The 18,825-nt window shown below is 62.3% G+C and carries 16 protein-coding genes; 7 read left to right on the forward strand and 9 right to left on the reverse strand.

What is annotated here, in order from left to right; all coding sequences use genetic code 11:
- Positions 1–7 precede the first annotated feature (7 nt).
- The 5 genes from gspK to gspG all read right to left on the reverse strand — a co-directional run bounded on the left by gspK (position 8) and on the right by gspG (position 3,994).
- Complete coding sequence (gene gspK, locus P0D73_RS12050) at positions 8–1,288, reverse strand: type II secretion system minor pseudopilin GspK (RefSeq protein WP_408176333.1); 1,281 nt, start codon at positions 1,286–1,288, stop codon at positions 8–10.
- A gap of 475 nt (positions 1,289–1,763) precedes the next feature.
- Positions 1,764–2,450, reverse strand: coding sequence for a PulJ/GspJ family protein (locus P0D73_RS12055; protein WP_408176334.1), 687 nt, complete (start codon positions 2,448–2,450; stop codon positions 1,764–1,766).
- Positions 2,428–2,844: a type II secretion system minor pseudopilin GspI gene (gspI, locus tag P0D73_RS12060; RefSeq protein ID WP_408431478.1), complete on the reverse strand. Its 417-nt coding sequence runs from the start codon at positions 2,842–2,844 to the stop codon at positions 2,428–2,430. The genes P0D73_RS12055 and gspI overlap by 23 nt, the downstream gene beginning before the upstream one ends.
- A 1-nt stretch (position 2,845) precedes the next feature.
- Complete coding sequence (locus P0D73_RS12065) at positions 2,846–3,424, reverse strand: GspH/FimT family pseudopilin (protein WP_408284615.1); 579 nt, start codon at positions 3,422–3,424, stop codon at positions 2,846–2,848.
- Between the two features lie 105 nt (positions 3,425–3,529).
- On the reverse strand, positions 3,530–3,994 hold the full coding sequence (gene gspG, locus P0D73_RS12070) for a type II secretion system major pseudopilin GspG (protein WP_132376497.1): 465 nt from the start codon (positions 3,992–3,994) through the stop codon (positions 3,530–3,532).
- A 236-nt stretch (positions 3,995–4,230) separates the two neighbouring features.
- Here gspG and P0D73_RS12075 point away from each other — a divergent pair, with 236 nt between their 5' ends.
- On the forward strand, positions 4,231–4,644 hold the full coding sequence (locus P0D73_RS12075; protein ID WP_132376498.1) for a general secretion pathway protein GspC: 414 nt from the start codon (positions 4,231–4,233) through the stop codon (positions 4,642–4,644).
- Between the two features lie 82 nt (positions 4,645–4,726).
- Here P0D73_RS12075 and gspF read toward each other — a convergent pair whose 3' ends face one another.
- From gspF to gspD, 3 genes are read right to left on the reverse strand one after another with little or no spacing between them, the layout of a single operon-like run.
- On the reverse strand, positions 4,727–5,944 hold the full coding sequence (gspF, locus tag P0D73_RS12080) for a type II secretion system inner membrane protein GspF (RefSeq protein WP_408284618.1): 1,218 nt from the start codon (positions 5,942–5,944) through the stop codon (positions 4,727–4,729).
- 4 nt (positions 5,945–5,948) lie between these two features.
- Positions 5,949–7,517, reverse strand: coding sequence for a type II secretion system ATPase GspE (gspE, locus tag P0D73_RS12085; protein WP_132376500.1), 1,569 nt, complete (start codon positions 7,515–7,517; stop codon positions 5,949–5,951).
- A complete protein-coding gene (gene gspD / locus P0D73_RS12090; protein WP_408431480.1) occupies positions 7,514–9,874 on the reverse strand; it encodes a type II secretion system secretin GspD in 2,361 nt (786 codons plus the stop codon). The genes gspE and gspD overlap by 4 nt, the downstream gene beginning before the upstream one ends.
- Before the next feature lie 29 nt (positions 9,875–9,903).
- On the opposite strand from gspD, the gene P0D73_RS12095 reads away from it, so the two are divergent.
- From P0D73_RS12095 to P0D73_RS12105, 3 genes are all read left to right on the forward strand, one after another.
- Positions 9,904–10,044 (forward strand): hypothetical protein, encoded by a 141-nt coding sequence (locus P0D73_RS12095; RefSeq protein WP_408431482.1) that lies wholly within the window; start codon positions 9,904–9,906, stop codon positions 10,042–10,044.
- A gap of 346 nt (positions 10,045–10,390) precedes the next feature.
- Positions 10,391–10,837: a lytic transglycosylase domain-containing protein gene (locus P0D73_RS12100; protein ID WP_132376502.1), complete on the forward strand. Its 447-nt coding sequence runs from the start codon at positions 10,391–10,393 to the stop codon at positions 10,835–10,837.
- A 140-nt stretch (positions 10,838–10,977) separates the two neighbouring features.
- Positions 10,978–12,273 (forward strand): GTP-binding protein, encoded by a 1,296-nt coding sequence (locus P0D73_RS12105; RefSeq protein WP_408284625.1) that lies wholly within the window; start codon positions 10,978–10,980, stop codon positions 12,271–12,273.
- Positions 12,274–12,392: 119 nt separating this feature from the next.
- Here P0D73_RS12105 and P0D73_RS12110 read toward each other — a convergent pair whose 3' ends face one another.
- Positions 12,393–12,671, reverse strand: a complete 279-nt coding sequence (locus P0D73_RS12110; RefSeq protein ID WP_006050811.1) for an HU family DNA-binding protein — start codon at positions 12,669–12,671, stop codon at positions 12,393–12,395.
- Positions 12,672–13,165: 494 nt separating this feature from the next.
- Between P0D73_RS12110 and mnmC the strand changes: the two genes are divergently transcribed.
- The 3 genes from mnmC to P0D73_RS12125 all read left to right on the forward strand — a co-directional run bounded on the left by mnmC (position 13,166) and on the right by P0D73_RS12125 (position 18,428).
- Entirely contained in the window at positions 13,166–15,136 is a 1,971-nt protein-coding gene (gene mnmC / locus P0D73_RS12115) for a bifunctional tRNA (5-methylaminomethyl-2-thiouridine)(34)-methyltransferase MnmC2/FAD-dependent 5-carboxymethylaminomethyl-2-thiouridine(34) oxidoreductase MnmC1 (RefSeq protein ID WP_408431484.1), read from the forward strand.
- Between the two features lie 843 nt (positions 15,137–15,979).
- Entirely contained in the window at positions 15,980–17,185 is a 1,206-nt protein-coding gene (locus P0D73_RS12120) for a cation:proton antiporter (RefSeq protein ID WP_132376505.1), read from the forward strand.
- A 127-nt stretch (positions 17,186–17,312) separates the two neighbouring features.
- The gene (locus tag P0D73_RS12125; RefSeq protein WP_132376506.1) at positions 17,313–18,428 is read left to right on the forward strand and encodes a YbdK family carboxylate-amine ligase; all 1,116 of its coding nucleotides are present in this window, start codon (positions 17,313–17,315) and stop codon (positions 18,426–18,428) included.
- The last annotated feature ends 397 nt before the right edge of the window (positions 18,429–18,825 follow it).

Below are 18,825 nucleotides of genomic sequence, written 5' to 3' on the forward strand. Positions count from 1 at the left end.
ACGTTATTCATAGTTGGTCTTCTACTCGCACGATACGCGTAGTGTGAGTCAATGCGTCGCGATAGACGAGGGTCGTGCGGTCCACCTCGGCGCGTTCGTGCTGCACGCGGCCGTGGATCAGGAAGTAATTCGAGTTGACGTCGAGTTCGCTCGGATCGATCGAGGTCGACTGCACGCCGGCGCCTTGCAACGCTAGCTGGATGTCGCCAACGTTACGGAAAAATACCGTCTGCCGGCGCGCGACGAACGCTTGCGCCGTCGACACGCTCATGCCCGGGATGACCGCCGCGATCACTTCGGCCGAAGCCGTGTTCACGTTGACTGCCGATACCGTCGGCAGCACGGTGACGAAGGGGCGCAAGCGCGCGACCATCTCCGGCGTGTAGCCGGGGATATCGAGCAGCGAGTCGACGCTGGTCATCTGGATCGGCGCGTTCGCGGAGCTGTCGTCGCTGTCTTCGATGCCGGGTTTGTCGGTGAAGCTGCCGCCGGTTGCGCCGCCCTGGATCGGCGGCGGGGTCGCGGTTGTGCCGTTCGTGGACGTGACCGTCTGAAAACGGGTTGCCGATTGCGCGAGGCTCGCGCGGACCTGGAGTGCTGTGGTTTTTGCCAGTTGGCTGTTAGCGCCGAGCGATACCAGTAGGCGCTGGTAGGCGCCGATTTGGTCCATGTCTAGTTGCATGACGCCTGGGGCCGGGCTCTCGACCAGATTTCTCAGGTTGAATTTTGCCTGGGCGTCTTCGATTGAACCCGATAGATACGTTTCTGCGCCTTGTTGCGCTCTTACTTCGCCGATCTGGCCTAGGAAATCCGAGAGGCGGGTTTTGGCGATGGGGACGCCCCATAAACCACCTAAGTAGGTGATGCCCGCGGAGGTGTCGCCTTCTGAGCGGAGAATCAGGCGCGTCCAGTCCAAGGCGCCGCGTGATACCCATTGGGCCTGGGAGAGCAGGCGCTGGTTTTCTATCCTTCGGATTTGGACTTGCTGGCGCCAGAGCATGCCCGAGACCAGAATCGCTGATAGCGCTACTACCAGCAGGGCGCTGATGATTGCTACGCCGTTTTGGGTGTTTTGGCTCTTTTTGTTGGCCTTTCCTTGAATTCGTCGTGGTCTATTGGCGTTGCCCCTGTGCGGGGCGGCACCTACTTTCTTTGCCGCGGCAAGGAAAGTAGGCAAAGAAAGCCGCTTCACACCGCTAATGCTAAGCGGGTCCCCCGCACAGCCACGGTAGTGGACCATCTGGAATCCGTCACCTCGCACATTCAACCCCAGTGACAAAGCCGTCATACCCCCCGCCTCGCACTCCGTGCTCGCCGGAAGGGTATGGCTTAAGACCGGTGGCTTCGTTTGGGCGTGGTGGGAGCCATCGGCTTCGCCTCGGCGAGGCGCCGATGCGGAAACGGAAACGGATGCGGACCGAAGATATGGTGAGCTGCAGTCGGACGTCGGCAAGGACGGGGGGTTTTGTTGCTTGCCGCTCGGCGCGCGCAGCGCCGCCGGAACGGATGACTGCCTGGTCACTGGCGTGTGTTGTGCGGGGGATCGTTCGTTGATCGTGCCACTACCGTGGCTGTGCGAGGAGACCGCTTGTACGTTAGCGGTTTGAAGCCGCTTTCTTTGCTTACTTTCTTTGCGGCGGCAAACAAAGTAAGTGCCGCCCCGCACAGGGGCAACGCCAATAGACCACCATGAATTCAAGCAAAGGCCAACGCCAAAGGAACACACCCCAACTCGTCGGAAAGACAAAAAAGAGAACTTCATTTCACTCTCCGACGAGAAAAACGCGAGTAACAGGCCGCGCCAAAGACTTAGCCCCGACACTCACCTGAAGCCCCGTCACAGACCGCGGCAGCGGCGCACTCCCAAGCTGGGGCACCTTAAGATTATTGTCCGCCTCCGTAATGGCGCTCTGCACATCACCCATCTGCGTCGTCCACCCCACCTTCGGCACGTAGACCTGAGCAGAAATAGAACCCACACCGCCCATCAACGGCACGCCACTCCATCCCTCGCCTTCGCTGCCGCGCAGCGCCCGTCGCAACTCGCCCATATTCCCCAACGGCGGCGACGCATATCGAATCACACGCCCATCGGACACCCGATACCGCACCACCTGCAACCGCGGCGCCGCTCCCGGCAAATTCATCTGCCGCACGATCTGCAACACGCTGCCCGACACTGACACAGCCGCCTGCCCAGCCTCATCATCCGACGCCGCCTGCCGAGCATCGATCCTCATCTGATCGAACAACTGCGCAAAGACGCGCTCGTCCTCCATCGCGTTCGTGATGGTCTGCCGGCCGCGAATGATCTGGTCGAGCCCGCGCCACGACAGCACGGCAATCACCGCCAGGATCGCAATCGCCACCAGCAATTCGATCAGCGTGAAACCACGCGCGCCCCTCGCGCCCAATGGGCGGCGGCGCTCAGAGCGAACGGTTGTTTTCATTCGCGACCACCGTCACCATCTGAGCCAGATTGCCGGACCCGCCCGGCATCGTCACCATCACTTCCACTCGACGAAACACCGGATTCGGCGTCGCCGTCACATGCTCCGTACAGACCAACTGCAAGTTGCCCTGCGAACAATCGAAACTCGTGGAACCCACGTTCGGCCAGGCATGCGCCAGATGCAATTGCGCCAACGTATTGTCCGCGCTCCAGGACGCCAGCAAACGGCGGTGCAGATCGGCCTCGCCGCTCGCGAGACTGCCCACCGCACGCAACGAAGCGGCCAACGCCACCGCGATGATCGCCAGCGCCACCAGTACTTCGATCATCGTGAAACCGCGCTGCGCGCCGTGGCTCATCTGGCGAGCGGTCATGCTCCTGCAACGACGCATCTCAGTGCACCTCGTAGCGGCCATTGCCGGTGCCGACGATCGTCGCGCTCCCGGCTGCCGAAAACAGCGTGATCTGCACGGGCACGTCGATCGCCTCGGTGCCGAATACGATACGGCTGGGCTGCGCATCCGAACCGGGATAGCTAATGGCCACGCCGGTCACGCCGCCTTCCCAGCGACGCGGCCCAAGCAGATCGTCACGCAGCGGACGCCAGCCATCTTCGGTGCGCAGGTCGAAACGAAAGCCGCCATCGAGCGGTTGCCATGCGATCGGCCGCGCGCGCACCTGCGCTTCGTCGCCGGCCGATTCGAACAGCAGCGCAAGACGCTGCGCTTCCTCGTTCAGATCGGTGCGCGGATTGCGTGTCATCGTCAACGCGGTCAAGGACACCAGCAAGCCCGCAATCACCAGCACCACCAGCATTTCCAGCAGCGTAAAACCCGCCGCGCGTTTGCCGCCGCGCGTGCCCGCGTCACCCGAGCGGCGCACGCCACGACGGCGCGCGCCGGCACACGCCACGCGCGGCAATGAAGCCGTACAGGGCGTGTCCACACGGGACTTGCAAGGGGACAATCGCATAGTGCCGGCCACGAACGATCAACTCAAAATCAAACGACGATGCATCGACAGGAACGCGCGAGGTTCAATCCCGCCGCGCGCATGAAAATCACCGACTCCTTGCGCCTACTGCCACGAGCCGACGTCGGCATCATTGCCTTCGCCGCCCGCCTTGCCGTCCGCGCCGTAGCTGAACACGTCGATCTCGCCGTGCACACCCGGATTCAGATACTGGTAACCGTTACCCCACGGATCGTTCGGCAGACGCTCGAGGTAGCCACCGTCCTTCCAGTTGGTCGGCACGGGGTCCGTGCTCGGCTTTTCGATCAGCGAGCGCAGGCCTTGCTCCTGCGTCGGATAACGGCCATTGTCGAGACGGTAGAGCTTCAGCGCCTGCATCACCGTGCCGATGTCCTGCTTGGCGGCGACACGGCGCGCCTCGTCGGGACGGCTCATGATCTTCGGCACGATCAACGCGGCCAGAATGCCCAGAATCGCGATCACGACCATGATTTCGATCAGCGTGAAACCACGTTGACGACGGCTGCGCGGACCCGCGATGTCATGACGGCGAGTGGTCGACAGTTGCATAGCTTGCTACCTCTTTTCAGGTGAAATTTTGACTGGGCGGGATTCGCGTTTTGGCAATCAGGGTGCCATTGAACACGCCCGGCCGGTCATTTTAATGTCATGCAGTTGAACGGCCCTGAGAAAACGCCGGGCCGCCTCAAGTTTGCTCACCCCTCGGGGGGCCCGGCGCGATGCGCCAGGTTCGGGGCGCTTTTCAACCCCACGCAATTTTCACAATAGTCCGTACAATGATGCGCATGAACGCCATCCAAATCCGCCTTCTGTCGCTCGCGCTGTTCGCCGTGTTCTGCGCGACGTTGACCTACTGGGTCATCACGCTCAGCACGATGTCCGGTGCCCCGTTGCCCGCAGCCGCCGCGCACGCGCAGATCTCGACCGAGCAGGCTGCCACGCTGTTCGGCGGCCAGCTCACGCGCAACGCCAACCAGGACGTGCGACTGTTCGGCATCCTCGCGTTGCGGGAAGGCGCCGCGGCCATCGTCAGCGTGGGCGGCGAACCGCCGCATGCCGTGTCGCTCGGCAGCGCGCTGATGCAAGGCACCAAACTCTCCGAAGTCCGCGCCCGCTCGATCATCATCGACCGCAACGGCGCGCATTCCGAAGTGTTCCTGCCGGCCAACCCAGCAGGTCCGACGATCTACGTGCGCTAAAGCCAGGCGCACAACCGCTTCATTTCAACTGATTGCGCGGTGACCGCACCGGTCATCGCGCAATTCCGTCTCTTTCCCAGCCTTACTGCACCAGGTTGTTCAACTCGATGATCGGCAGCATCACCGCCAGCACGATCACCAGCACCACGCCCCCCATCGCCAGAATCAGCAACGGCTCGAGCAGACTCGTCAGGAACATCGTGCGACGTTCCAGCTCGCGCGCTTCGCCGTCGGCCGCGCGGTCGAGCATCGTGGTCACGTCGCCGGTCGCTTCGCCCGAACGGATCAGGTGAACCAGCACGGGCGGGAACGTTTTCGTGTTGCCGAGCGCGCGTGACAGCGATGTGCCTTCGCGCACACGCACGATCGCATCGTCGATGTTCTCGCGCATCGCGTTGTTGCTGAGCGTTTCGGCGGCGGCTTGCAGCGCGCGCAGAATCGGCACGCCCGCCGCGGTGAGAATGCCGAGCGTGCTGGCAAAGCGCACGGTGTTATAGCCGCGCACGAGTTTGCCGAGCAGCGGGGCAGTAAGCAGCCAACGGTCGAAGGCGAGGCGCGGGCCGGGCTGCTTGAGAATCGAGCGCACCAGATACACCAGCACGACCACGCCGATCAACATTGCCCACCACCAGTGCCGCACGAAGCCCGAGAGCGCCATCATCATGATGGTGAGGAAGGGCAGTTGCTGCTTGGTGCTGGCGAACACGTTCACCACTTGCGGCACCACGTAGCTCAGCAGAAACGTGACGATACCGAAAGCGATCAGCGTGACGATGGCGGGGTAGGTGAACGCGAGCACGATCTTCTGCTTCAGCGCGTTGCGTTGCTCGATATAGTCGGCAAGCCGCGACAGCACCAGACCGAGCTTGCCGGTATGTTCACCGGCCGCGACCAGCGCGCGGTAAATCTCGGGGAAGTCTTTCGGATGCTGCGTCAGCGCATTGGCCAGCGAATGGCCGCCGAGCACTTCCGCGCGAATCGACGCCATCAGTTCGCGAATGTAGTCGCGCTCGGATTGCTCGGTCAGCACGGCGAGCGCTTCGTCGAGCGGCAGGCCGGCAATCAGCAGGCTGGCGAGCTGGCGCGTCAGGATCGCCTGCTCGCGTTGCGACAAACGCCGCCCCAGCGACAGCCGTTGATTGCGCTCGCCGCGCGTGCGCGTGGCCGCCGGTTCGACGACGAGCGGCGTCAGTCCCTGCGAACGCAGATTGGTCCGTGCGCCGCGCGCGCTGTCCGCGTCGAGTACGCCTTTTTGCGCCTTGCCCGCCGCGTCGATCGCTTCGAAACGAAATGCCGGCATGCGCTTATGCTCCGCCCGTCACGCGGATCACTTCTTCGAGCGATGTCAGCCCGGAAGCGAGCCAGCGGTCCGCATCCTCACGCAGCGTGCGCATGCCTTGCGCACGACCGGCCGCGAGAATTTCCGCATCGGCTGCGTTGCGGTGAACCAGCGTACGGATGTTGTCGTCGATCAGCAGCAGTTCATAGACGCCGCGGCGTCCCGCATAACCGGAGTGGCCGCACCGGTCGCAACCGACCGGATGCCAGCGCACGCTGCCGTCTTCTTCGACACGCTCTTCGCGGCACACCGGGCACAGTCGCCGCACGAGCCGCTGCGCCAGCACGCCGAGCAGGGACGACGCCAGCAGATACGGCTCCACGCCCATGTCGGTCAAACGGGTCACGGCGGATGCCGCGTCGTTGGTGTGCAGCGTAGCCAGCACGAGGTGGCCCGTCAGCGATGCCTGCACCGCGATCTGCGCGGTCTCCAGGTCACGGATTTCACCGATCATGATGACGTCCGGGTCCTGCCGCAGAATCGAGCGCAGCGCCCGCGCGAAGGTCATGCCGATCCGTTCGTTGACCTGCGTCTGGCCGATGCCGGACAGGTCGTATTCGATCGGATCTTCGACCGTCATGATGTTGGTGGTCGCGGTTTCGAGCCGCGACATCGCCGCATACAGCGTGGTCGTTTTACCGGAGCCGGTCGGCCCGGTCACCAGCACGATCCCGTGCGGCCGGCCGATCAGCTTGTCGAACTTGCCGAGCGTATCCGGTCCCATGCCGAGCGCTTCGAGGTTCAGGCGCGACGCATCTTTTTCCAGCAGACGCAGCACCGCGCGTTCGCCGTGACCGGTCGGCAGCGTCGAGACGCGCACGTCGACCGGGCGGCCGCCCACGCGCAGCGTGATACGGCCGTCCTGCGGCAAACGCTTCTCGGCGATGTCGAGCTGCGCCATGATCTTGATCCGCGAGATCAGCGCGCCGTGCAGCGCTTTCTTCGGCCGCACCACGTCGCGCAACGTGCCATCGACGCGAAAGCGCACCACAGAAGAAGTCTCGAACGGCTCGATGTGAATATCCGATGCCTGCTCGCGCGCCGCTTGCGTGAGCAACGCGTTGATCATGCGGATGATCGGCGCGTCGTCTTCCGACTCCAGCAGATCCTCGACCTCGGGAATGTCCTGCATGAGGCGCGAGAGATCGACTTCGCCTTCCACTTCGCCGACCACCTGCGCAGCGCTGCCGTCCTGGCGCGCATACGCCTGGTTGATCGCCTGCGTGAGCTCGTCGGCGGGCAGACGTACGATCGACACTGCGCCGAAGTTGCGTGCCACTTCGGAAAGCGCGGCGTCGCTCGTACGTTCGCTGATCCAGACTTCGAGGCTGTCCGCATGCTGATGCGCGACCAGAATCTGGCCGGCACGGGCAAAACCGTAGGGCACGAGCCGCGCGGCGATGGCCGAAGGCGCCTCGCGCACGGCATGCTCCGTCACACCCGCGGGCGACATCGCCGCGGCTTGTGTCGCGGCACCGGCTCGCACCGCTGCGGGCGACGCAGACGCTGACGGCGGCGTGGACGGCGTGCTCACGGCCGCACTCCAGGCGACGCGGTGGAAGGCGCCCCAGTGACCGGACTGCTCTGCGTGGAAGGCGCCACAGTGACCGGATTGGTCTGCACAGTGCCATTCGTGGCCGGCGCCGGGCCGACGGTGGCCGGCCCAGCGTTGGCCGGCGGCGCCAGCTGCTGACGGCGCATCTTGTCGAGATCGAACAGATTCATCGCGGGCGAACCGCCCTGGCTCGGACCGATCGGCATCGGCGGAACCACCGGATCGTCATTGTCCTTCATCACGTTGTTGTCCTGCTTGTACGCGCCCTGCACGCCCTGGATGTAGTCGTAGCGATTGGACGTCACGGCCTGAGCGGTACTGCGATCGTTGATGATCACGGGGCGCAGGAACACCATCAGGTTGGTCTTGTTGCGAGTCTTCTGTTCCGAGCGGAACAACTGGCCGATCCACGGAATATCGCCGAGCAGCGGCACCTTGTTGTTGGTGACCTGGTAGTTGTCCTGCATCAGGCCACCCAGCACGATGATCTCGCCGTTATCGGCGAGCACCGTCGACTGGATCGACCGCTTGGTGAATTCCGGGCCGGCCGGGTTGGTCGTCGCGTTGGTCGTGCCGGTCACGATCGCCGAGTCTTCGGTGTAGAGCTGCAGCTTGAGAATGCCGCCGTCGGTGATCTGCGGCTTGACGTGCAGCGTCAGGCCGACGTCGACGCGGTCGAAAGTATTGAACGCCGACGTCGCGGTGGCGCTCGTGAGGTTCGAATACGAACCCGTCTGGATCGGCACGTTGGTACCGACGACGATCTTCGCTTCCTCGTTGTCGAGCGTGATGAGGTTAGGCGTTGACAGCACGTTCGCATCGGCGGTCGTCGAGAGTGCCTGCAACAGTGCGCCAAGGCCCTGCACCCCAAAAATGTTGTGAATCCAGCCGACGTTGAGACCCTGCTGGAGATTTTGGGTGGCGAGCGCGGTAGCAATACCGCCGGTGGCCCCGGCCGCCACGGCGCCCGCGGTCAGATTGACGATGCTGTTCCCGGTGCCGGACGCCAGATTGGTGCCGGCGAATATCGAGTTGTTCGCAACCTGCCACTGAATGCCGAGATTGCCGGCCGTGTTCGAGTTCAACTCGACGATCAACGCCTCGAGATAAACCTGCGCGCGCCGTGCGTCGAGCTGGTCGATCACCGCGCGCAGATTGCGGTACACCGGCTCGGCCGCCGTGATGATCAGCGAGTTCGTCGCGGAGTCCGCCTGGATCATCCCGCCTTGCTGATTGTCGTCGCTCTTGTCCTTGTCGCTGCCGAGCAGGCCGCCGGCATTGTTGCTGCCGCCCGCACCGTACCCGCCTCCGCTGCCGCCGCCCATCGGCGAAGACAGCGAGCTGTTGCCGAGTCCGCCCGACGGCAGCGGTGGCGTACCCGACGAGCCCGTCGAATTGTTGCCGCCCAGGCCGCCGCCGCTATTCTGGTTGAACGAATTCGCGTCGTTCGCGTTGCCCGACGAGTTGTCGCCGCCGCCTTTGCCGAACATGCCGCGCAAGGTCTTGGCGAGCTTCGTCGCGTCCGCATTACGCAGCGGCACGACGTGAATGTTGCCGGGCATGGTGGTCGGCGTATCGAGTTCCTTCGCCAGCTGCTTCGCCGCCGCGAGACGCGCGCCGTTCGACGCGCGGATCAGCAGCGAGTTGGTGCGCGGGTCGGCGGTGACCGACACCTTCAGCGTCGCGTCGGTGCTGCCGATCGAGCCGGGGTCGAGCATCTTGTTCAGTTGCGTGGCGATGTCGATCGCGTTGGCGTTCTTCAGCTGCACCACCGATACCGATTGGCCCGCCGCCGAATCCACGCCCTGGATGATCTGGGCAATACGCCGCACGTTGTCGGCGTAATCGGTGACTACAATCGTGTTGTTGGCTGGGTAGGCCGCCACGGTATTGTTCGGCGAGATGAGCGGACGCAGCACGGGCAACAGATTGTTGGCCGATTCGTTCTTCAGCACGAACACTTGCGTGACCACCTGGTCGCCGCGCGCCGTAGGCGTATTGCCGACATAGGTCGGCACGCCTTGCAGCTTCGCGTCGGCCTCGGGCACGACTTTCAGTACGCCGTGGTCCTGCACGAGCGCGAAGCCCTGCATCCGCAACGCGGACTGCAAGGTTTTCAGCGCCTGATCTTCAGGCACCGCGTTTTCCGACACGAGATTCAACTGACCTTTCACGCGCGGATCGACGATGATTGTTTTGCCGGTTGCCGCGCCAATCGCCTTGGCCACCTGATCGATGTCCGCGTTGACGAAGTTGAGTGTCACCTGTGCCTGTGCTGTCTGCGCGGTGATCAAGCCAGCCACCAGCAGCGCCGTTGCAACGCGACGCAAAGCCATACGATTTCTTCTCATGGAATAGGGTATCGATGCCAACAGCCGTAGCCGCCGACGGTCATGCAGTGCGGACATGGGAGCAGGCCGCCGCCCTGTCGATCTGCCGGCCGGCCTCGCTGACGATCATCGTCCTCGTTGCCCGCCGTCCGATGTCCGAAAAAAATGAACAGTAACAGTTTTTCATGTCGGATTTGTCACAAAACGAACCGCCTCGTGCGATTTCTCTAGAGACCGCCATCTGTTGTCAAACAATTGAAAGCTAATGGAAAGTCGTACGAATGAGCTCGAAAACGCTTCGTTTTCTGCTCTCTTATGTCGGTTAGCCAACTTGACGGGGGTCCGCCTGCCGGTATCATACGAGCCGTTCGAGTCCCTGGTTGCGAGTTACTGACGCGGGTTTACCCTGATGTCAGACCAACGCCCGGCCAGCGCGGCTCGGCGGCTGTCAGTGGCTGAAGTATGGCCGATGCGATGCCTTACCGAACCTTACTCTTGCCCTTTGCTTAGTGGTCTTGACTGATGAAACGAAGCTTCGTCACCGTCGCCGTAGGACTTGCCGTGCTGGTAGCAGCAGGGTCCGCACGCGCCGATTGCTTTGATGAAGCAGCGAAGTATCAGAAGGTCAACCCCTTGATTCTGCGCGCCATCGCGTGGCAGGAGTCGCATAATCGCCCCGACGCAACGCATAAAAATGCGAACGGCTCGACCGACTACGGGGTGATGCAGATCAATTCGATCCATCTGCCCACGCTCGCACAGTACGGCATCTCGCAGGGCACGTTGATGGAACCGTGCAAGAACGTCTACATAGCGGCATGGCATCTGCGCCGCCAGATGAACAAGTACGGCAACACCTGGCAGGCAATCGGCGCCTATCACTCCGAGACGCCGGCGTTGCGGGACAAGTACTCGCAGCAGATCGCCGCGATCCTGCGCAAGTGGAATCTGATGCCGGCTGCACGCTGATCCCGCCTGTCACGCGGCCTCCGTCCGTTTTGATGCACAATGCGGCTTCGTGCAGCCTTCGAGGCTCGGCCCGGTTGCGGTGTGCATTATACGCCCTCAGCCCGGCACGCCTTCCAAACCTCTAGTTTTCCCGTACTGCAATGAACCAGCCGCTATTGCCCGTCACCGTGCTCTCCGGTTTTCTGGGCGCCGGCAAGACCACGCTCCTGAATCACATCCTCGCGAATCGCGCCGGCTTGCGCGTGGCCGTGATCGTCAACGATCTGGCCGCCGTCAATATCGACGCGACCCTCGTGCGCGATGCCGCCGCGCTTTCTCACGTCGAGGAACAACTCGTCGAGTTGTCGAACGGTTGCATCTGCTGCACGCTGCGCGACGATCTGCGGGTCGAGATCAAGCGTCTGGCCGGAGAGCAGCGTTTCGACGCGATCCTGATCGAATCGACCGGCGTGGCCGAGCCGATGCCGATCGCCGAGACCTTCAGCTTCGTCGACGATGAAGGTGCGTCGCTCTCCGACGTCGCCCGGCTCGACACGATGGTGACCGTGGTCGATGCGTTCAACTTCCTGCGCGACTACGGTTCGGCCGACGCGCTTGCCGAGCGTGGCATCGCCGCGACCGAGGAAGACGATCGCACGCTCGTCGAACTGCTGATCGAGCAGATCGAATTCTGCGATGTGCTGGTGGTGAACAAGGCCGATCTGGTGAGCGCGGACGAACTCACGCGCCTGCAACGCATTCTCGCCCGGATCAATCCGCGCGCGCTGCAGGTGGTCGCCCGTTTCGGCGAGGTGCCGCTCGCGCAAGTGCTGAACACCGGCCGCTTCGATTTCGACGAGGCGGCAAGCGCGCCAGGCTGGCTGGCATCGCTCAATCATGAGCATGACCACGAGCACGACCATGCTCATCAGGGCGAAGCGGATGAGTTCGGCATCGGCAACTTCATTTACCGGGCGCGCCGGCCGTTTCACCCGGAACGCCTGTGGGCGCTTCTGCATCAGGAGTGGAAGGGCGTGCTGCGCAGCAAAGGTTTCTTCTGGCTTGCCACGCGTAACGATATCGCCGGTTCGCTCTCGCAAGCGGGCGGTGCTTGCCGGCACGGTCCGGCGGGCATGTGGTGGGCGGCTCAGGATCGCAGCGAGTGGCCCGACGGTGACGACGAGCTGGCCGCCGAAATTGCCGCGGACTGGTACGGCGATCCGGACGATCTGAGCATCGGCGACCGTCGCCAGGAGCTGGTGATGATCGGCGTCGGCATCGATCCCACTGTCTGGAAAGCGAAGTTCGACGCGTGTCTGCTGACCGACGAGGAATACGCGCAGGGACCGCAAGCATGGGAGCAGTTCGCCGATCCATTCCCGGCCTGGGACTTCGACGAAGACGACCACGATCACGATGGTCATGGCCACGGTGAAATCGTGCATCGTCACGAGTGAGCGGCCTTCGCCGCTCGGCGAAATCGAGCCGCGACGCCCGTTGCGGCCATCCTCTGCACAATGCCCAGGCGAAAAAAAACCCGCCGTTGGCGGGTGTCAACTGCCTGGCAGTAGTCTGCTTAGCGCTTGTTGACTGCGTCTTTGAACGCCTTACCAGCCGTGAACTTGACGGTCTTGGCGGCCGGAATCTTGATAGTTTCGCCGGTCTTGGGGTTACGACCCGTACGCGCTGCGCGCTTGCCCGAACCGAAGCTGCCGAAGCCGATCAACTGGACCGCATCACCCTTCGACACAGACTTCTTGATCACTTCAAGCAACGTGTCCAGCGTTTCACCGGTTTGAGCCTTGCTGGCGCCCGTCTGTCCTGCGACGGCGTCGATCAGTTCCTGTTTGTTCATTAAGGTTCCTTTCTGAGTTTAGGTTGACACGAACAGCGCGAACGCGCCGATTATACGTGCGCGGGCCGCGCCGTCGAGCAGCGCCGGCTCCGGATCCCCTCCGGACCAATGGCGCCGCACAGATGACTGTCCGGCGGCCGTGCTGCCGCTCCCTTCGCGGCGCTTGCTATGATAGCGCAGCGCAAACCCAATCAGGATAAGGGTTTCGAAGAATTACGCGGTTCCGGGGTCGATATCGCAAGGAAACCGCAAATTTTGCGCTCCACGACCCCCAACCGAGGGCTGAAACCCAGTATGGACGGGGCCTGACGTTGGTTTTTGCCAACGTTCGGCGCGTCTTTTTCGCCCACCGGCGAGCTGCGCGCGCGGGCGGTAACGTTCGACCCGCGTGTGAGACGACGCCGGGCTGCTCCAAGTTTCCTCACCCCTCGGGGGCTCCGGCGCGAAGCGACGGGTTCTGGGGGCATTTTTCCGAGCGTCATTTTCCGTCGCGCATGACCGATCCGCTGATCCCCGCCGTCCTCGCTTTTCGCGGCAACGGCACGCCTTTTTCGCCGCGTTACGACGACATCTATCACAGCGCCGTAGGCGGTCTCGAACAGGCTCATTACGTTTTCCTGCGCGGCAATTCGCTGCCCGACCGGTGGCAGGGCCGCCGCGTGTTCACGGTGCTGGAAACCGGCTTCGGCATGGGCATCAATTTTCTGATGACCTGGGCCGCATGGCGCGCAGATTCGTCGCGTTGCGAGCGGCTGCATTTCGTGTCGACTGAGAAGCATCCCTTTACCGTCGCCGATTTACGCAAGGTGGTCGCGGCGACGATTTCCGATCCGGAGATTGCCGGCCTCGCGGAAGCCCTCGCGAACGCCTGGCCGATGCTCGTTCCCGGCATGCATCGGCTTGAATTCGATGAAGGTCGCGTCGTGCTCACGCTGGTGTTCGGCGACGCGCAGGAGAGCTTGCCGGCCTTGAGGCTGCGCGCCGATGCGTTTTACCTCGACGGCTTCGCGCCGGCCAAGAATCCCGAACTGTGGACGCCGGCGATCTTCAAGGCGCTCGCGCGGCTGGCAGGCGAGGGTGCCACGTTCGCCACCTACAGCAGCGCCGGCGACATCAAACGCGCGCTGACGCAATGCGGCTTCGAATACCGCAAGGTGGACGGCTTCGGTTGGAAGCGGGCGATGCTGGTCGGCCACTTCGCGCCGCGCTGGCGCGTGCGGCGTCATGAACCGCCCGCGCCGCTCGCGGTCGATGAACGACATGCGGTAGTGATCGGCGCGGGGCTTGCGGGCTGCGCGGTGATTGAACGGCTTGCCGCGCGCGGCTGGCGCGTCACGTCGCTGGAGCGGCACGCTTCGGTGGCGCAGGACGCATCCGGCAATCCGGCGGGCGTGTTCCATCCCATGATTTCGCGCGACGACAGCGTCGCGTCGCGCGTCACGCGTGCCGGCTTTCTGTATACGCTCAGGCGTTGGGCCGCGCTCGAGCGGCTCGGTCGCACGCCGTTGCGCGGCGGCCAAGGCTTGCTGCAGATCGCCGCGGACGACGATGAAGCCCGCTCGATCAGCGAAGCGATCTCCACATTCGGCTATCCGTCCGACTACGTGACGCCCGTCTCGCCGGACGAAGCTCAGCGGCTCGTCGGCATGCCGCTCGCGCACGGCGGATGGTTCTTTCCGCACGGCGGCTGGATCGACCCGGCGTCGCTGTGCGCTGCGCAGTGCGCCGCGGCGGGTCATCTACTCGAGCGCCGCTTCGGCGTGGACGTCGCACGGATCGAACGGTCCGACGGTCAATGGACCGTGTTCGACAACTCGGGCGAGGCCATCGCTCAAGCTCCGGTGGTGATCGTCGCCAGCGCTCACGATGCCGCGCGCATCGCCGGTTTGCGGCATGCGCCGACTCGCAGCATTCGCGGCCAACTTACTTTGCTGCCGGCCGGCACGGTGCAGCCACCGCTTCAGATGCCGGTGATCGGCGGAGGCTACGCGGTGCCGCTCGCAGACGGCGTCACGTTAACCGGCGCCACCTACGAGCTCGACGACCCCGACACATTGCTGCGCGCGGCCGGCCATCTGGAGAACCTGGAGCGCGTCGCGCAGATGCTGCCGGCATTTGCTGGCGTCGTCGCTCGGGCTCAGTCGGCGGCGCTGACGGGGCGTGTCGCGTTCCGCTGCGTCACCAGCGATCGCATGCCGATGATCGGCCAACTCGCCGACGAAGCGCAGGCAACGCACGATGCCCAGCGCCTGCGTGGCGCATGGCCGCTCGACCTGCCGCGCACGGACGGCCTGTACGGCGCTTTCGCGTATGGTTCGCGCGGCCTCGTATGGGCGGCGCTCGGCGCGGAACTGATCGCCTCGCAACTGGAAGGCGAACCGTGGCCGCTCGAACGGGATCTGGCTGAAGACATCGACCCGGCGCGCTTCCTGTTGCGCGCACTGCGTCAGGGGACGGTGGGTTAACTCCGGACTCCAACCAGCATGCTCGCCGGATAAGTTATCCACTGAGAGTTGTGGATAACCACGCCGTTTACCGGTGCAACTGGTGTGGAACCGTTGTGGACGTAAACGGGGTAACTTTGCCGCCGCCGAAAAGCGCAAAAAGTTACCCTTGTATACGCGCCGCTCCCGCACATGCTGTGCATCCTGTTATGCCGTCGGCAAACTGATGATTCATTTCGGTAAACAGGAGTTATCCACAGAAACCGAGGCACCTTGTTAACTATTACTACGTATACATACGGTAAACCTGTAAACAGAAAGACCGTGGCTGGACGAGAGCCCGTCGGCGGATCTCGAGCGCTCCTAAACTCGTGCAAAACTTCCACGACGATGTCCCGAAAAGCACATCTGCCGCGTTCAAACTAGCCGGTAGCACGGCCGGATTCGCAGCCAAAACGGTCGGTTTTTCCTCATGTCGGCGAGATACCGTACGTTTTTACCGTTTTGCCAGCATGTTCGCGCCTTTTCGGTCGAGGCTGAAAAAGCTATGGCACAATCGCCGTTCTTTTCCGCGTCGTGCCTTGTCTCTACAGCGGCACACGCAGCAAACGGAACGGTGCCGCTCAATCAGAATCTGATTCAAAGTCGACGGCGTTCTTTCACCGTGCCGGTTGCTACGGCCGCACCCCGAATGCGCCAGCTTCCTTGCTGTTGCCGCGCATTCAGATCATCCGATCGTTGAAAACTCGCAACGCTGGCCACGCGAAGCGATCGCGACAGTGAGCGCGTCATGTGCCCACTCGCTCGCCGGTGTTTGCGCCGGTTCGTGTCGTCTGCCGTTGCTGCAAAGGAGAACCCATCACGATGAATTCGGCGTTTTCATTTTTTCCAGCCTGGCCGCTTTCACCCGACGCCATTTTTTGGGCTGGTCTCGCATTGCTCGCCGCCGGTCTGTGCGGTGAGCTTTGCTATCGCGCGTGGCGTTTACCGCGCATTTCCGGGTATGCGGTCATTGGTCTGATTGCTGGCGCGGCCGGTTCGGGCGTGATCGATGCGGATTCCGCGAGCGCCGCGCGGCCGCTGCTCGATGTCGCGCTCGGTTTGCTGTTGTTCGAACTCGGGAGCCGGCTCGACTTGCGCTGGATCCGTCGCAATCCCTGGCTGATTCTGTCGAGCGTCGCCGAGGCCACGCTGACATTCGCGCTCGTATTGCCGGTTTTGCTGTTCCTGAACGTGCCGCTGATGGTGGCAACGGTGCTCGCCGCGATCGCCATGGCGACATCGCCGGCCATGGTGATTCAGTTGAAAACAGAATTGCGTGCGGAAGGCCAGGTCACCCAGCGTTTGTTGACCTTGACCGCGCTGAACAGCATGTATGCTGTGGTGATCGAAAAGCTCGTGTCGAGCTGGCTGCATCAGGAAATTTACGGCAACGTATTTGCGACCATCCTGCAACCGCTTTATCTGCTGGTCGGCTCGCTCGTGCTCGCGTATCTGCTCGCGCGCACCTGCACGTTCTTCTATCGACGTTTGAACATGCAGGACGAGCACTCGTTCGTCGCGCTGTTCGGTCTTGTGCTGCTGGCCATTGCGGTCGCGCATCTGTTCAAGCTGTCGACCATTCTTGCGTTGCTGGCCGCCGGCATCATTGTGAAGAATCATGAGGCGCGTCCGCAGTTGTGGCCGGAGCATTTCGGCACGGCCGGCTGGTTGCTGACGGTGATTTTGTTCGTGCTGACGCTGACTTCGTTTGAATGGAAAGACATCGCGCTTGGCGGCGTCGCGGCACTGGGTCTGATTGTTGCGCGCCTGGTGGCTAAGCTGGTCGGCGTGCTGGCGTTCGCCAAGCCGAGCGGCTTGAACTGGAAGCAGGGGATGGCGCTCGGTCTGTCGTTATCGCCGATGTCGGCGCTCGCGTATCTGCTCGTCGACGACACCTACAACCTGTATCCGAACTTCGATCCGCAACTGCGGGCTATCGTGATGTGTTCCATTTTCGTGCTGCAAATTCTCGGGCCGTGGCTCGTCTATCGCAGCCTGGCGCTGGTGGCTGAACGGCGTGAAGTGTAAGCGCAAGTCAATGAGCGCGCTGCGCTACTCAAGGCGCGATGTTTGACACGCTTTATCCAACTTATATTCGATTCAAAAACGGCCGGGTATGTGACTCACACCTGGCCGACCTGACTCAGGGGACGCCATGTCACTCGAACCGTTCATCGATTCGAAACCGTTTACATTCGGTGTCGAACTCGAGATGCAGATCGTCAATACGCACGACTATGATCTGACCAAAGCTGGCTCGGATCTGATGCGCCTCATCAAGGACGAAAAGATCCCCGGCAACATCACGCCGGAAATCACCGAAAGCATGATCGAGTTGTCGACGGGCATCTGCACGACGCATGAGCAGGCCGTCACCGACTTGCGCAAGATTCGCGACACGCTGGTGTCCGCGGCCGACCGTCTGAACGTCGGCTTGTGCGGCGGCGGCACGCATGCGTTCCAGCAATGGAGCGAGCGGCAGATCGTCGATACGCCACGTTTTCAGTACATCTCCGAGTTGTACGGCTATCTTGCCAAGCAATTCACCGTGTTCGGCCAGCACGTGCACATCGGCTGCCCGGATCCGAACAGCGCGCTCTATCTGCTGCATTCGTTGTCACGCTTCATTCCGCATTTCATCGCGTTGTCCGCATCGTCGCCGTTCGTGCAGGGTGTCGATACCGGTTTTCATTCGGCACGACTGAATTCCGTGTTCGCGTTCCCGCTGTCGGGCCGCGCGCCGTTCGTGCTGACGTGGGATAGCTTCGAGGAGTATTTCTCGAAGATGGTCCACACCGGCGTCGTCAACAGCATGAAAGATTTCTACTGGGACATCCGGCCGAAGCCGGGTTTCGGCACGATCGAAGTTCGTGTGATGGATACGCCGTTGTCGGTCGATCGCGCGGCGGCGATTGCCTGCTATATCCAGACGCTTGCCCGGCATCTGCTGCTCGACAAACCGATCACGCCGCAGGAAGACGATTACCTCGTCTATACGTTCAATCGTTTCGAAGCGTGCCGCTTTGGTCTTGCCGGCACCTGCATCAATCCGCAGACGGGTGAGCGCAAGACGATTTCCGAAGACATCCTCGAAACGCTGGATTTGATCGCTCCGCACGCCGAAGCGTTAGGTTCGGGTAATGCGCTTGCTGAAATCGGCGCGATCGCTCGCGGTCAGGTCAATGATGCAACCTGGTTACGCGGTGTGGTCGAACGGGAAAAGTCTCTGCATGAAGCTGTCCGGCAACAGTGTTTGCAGTGGCGGGCGTAGGCAAAGACAGGATTGCTTACGTCAAATCGTAAGGAAACCCGCCTCGAGCGGGTTTTTTTCAGTAAATTAATTTTCCAGCTCGGCGTGCCTTTGGTTTTTATAGAGTTAACGTATACAAACGTAGTAGTAGTTAACAAGCATTGCATCTGCCTGTGGACAACTGAATAATTCCCTGCAAAGTCAATGCGCTGCGTAAACCATAACTGAGCTGATCGAGGGCGCAACGGCGCCGGTATACGAGGACAACTTTGGGACGGGTAGAGCGGGCCTGGGTGCTTATCAAGAATCAGCGCACAAGCTATCCCTAAGTTTTCCCATGGTTATCCACAGCTTGTGTTGGATAAGTTAGCTGTACGATTCGCCGCTCTCGCATAGAATGTCGTTTTCGCTGCTTTGC

Origin of the sequence: Paraburkholderia sp. RL18-101-BIB-B, from assembly GCF_046026985.1 — a bacterium.
GTDB lineage: Bacteria > Pseudomonadota > Gammaproteobacteria > Burkholderiales > Burkholderiaceae > Paraburkholderia.

Excerpts from the sequence above, each read along its gene's own strand:
- gspK (WP_408176333.1), bottom strand. The coding sequence starts at position 1,288 with ATGACGGCTTTGTCACTGGGGTTGAATGTGCGAGGTGACGGATTCCAG.
- P0D73_RS12055 (WP_408176334.1), bottom strand. The coding sequence starts at position 2,450 with ATGAAAACAACCGTTCGCTCTGAGCGCCGCCGCCCATTGGGCGCGAGG.
- gspI (WP_408431478.1), bottom strand. The coding sequence starts at position 2,844 with ATGCGTCGTTGCAGGAGCATGACCGCTCGCCAGATGAGCCACGGCGCG.
- P0D73_RS12065 (WP_408284615.1), bottom strand. The coding sequence starts at position 3,424 with ATGCGATTGTCCCCTTGCAAGTCCCGTGTGGACACGCCCTGTACGGCT.
- gspG (WP_132376497.1), bottom strand. The coding sequence starts at position 3,994 with ATGCAACTGTCGACCACTCGCCGTCATGACATCGCGGGTCCGCGCAGC.
- P0D73_RS12075 (WP_132376498.1), top strand. The coding sequence starts at position 4,231 with ATGAACGCCATCCAAATCCGCCTTCTGTCGCTCGCGCTGTTCGCCGTG.
- gspF (WP_408284618.1), bottom strand. The coding sequence starts at position 5,944 with ATGCCGGCATTTCGTTTCGAAGCGATCGACGCGGCGGGCAAGGCGCAA.
- gspD (WP_408431480.1), bottom strand. The coding sequence starts at position 9,874 with ATGGCTTTGCGTCGCGTTGCAACGGCGCTGCTGGTGGCTGGCTTGATC.
- P0D73_RS12095 (WP_408431482.1), top strand. The coding sequence starts at position 9,904 with ATGCCAACAGCCGTAGCCGCCGACGGTCATGCAGTGCGGACATGGGAG.
- P0D73_RS12100 (WP_132376502.1), top strand. The coding sequence starts at position 10,391 with ATGAAACGAAGCTTCGTCACCGTCGCCGTAGGACTTGCCGTGCTGGTA.
- P0D73_RS12105 (WP_408284625.1), top strand. The coding sequence starts at position 10,978 with ATGAACCAGCCGCTATTGCCCGTCACCGTGCTCTCCGGTTTTCTGGGC.
- P0D73_RS12110 (WP_006050811.1), bottom strand. The coding sequence starts at position 12,671 with ATGAACAAACAGGAACTGATCGACGCCGTCGCAGGACAGACGGGCGCC.
- mnmC (WP_408431484.1), top strand. The coding sequence starts at position 13,166 with ATGACCGATCCGCTGATCCCCGCCGTCCTCGCTTTTCGCGGCAACGGC.
- P0D73_RS12120 (WP_132376505.1), top strand. The coding sequence starts at position 15,980 with ATGAATTCGGCGTTTTCATTTTTTCCAGCCTGGCCGCTTTCACCCGAC.
- P0D73_RS12125 (WP_132376506.1), top strand. The coding sequence starts at position 17,313 with ATGTCACTCGAACCGTTCATCGATTCGAAACCGTTTACATTCGGTGTC.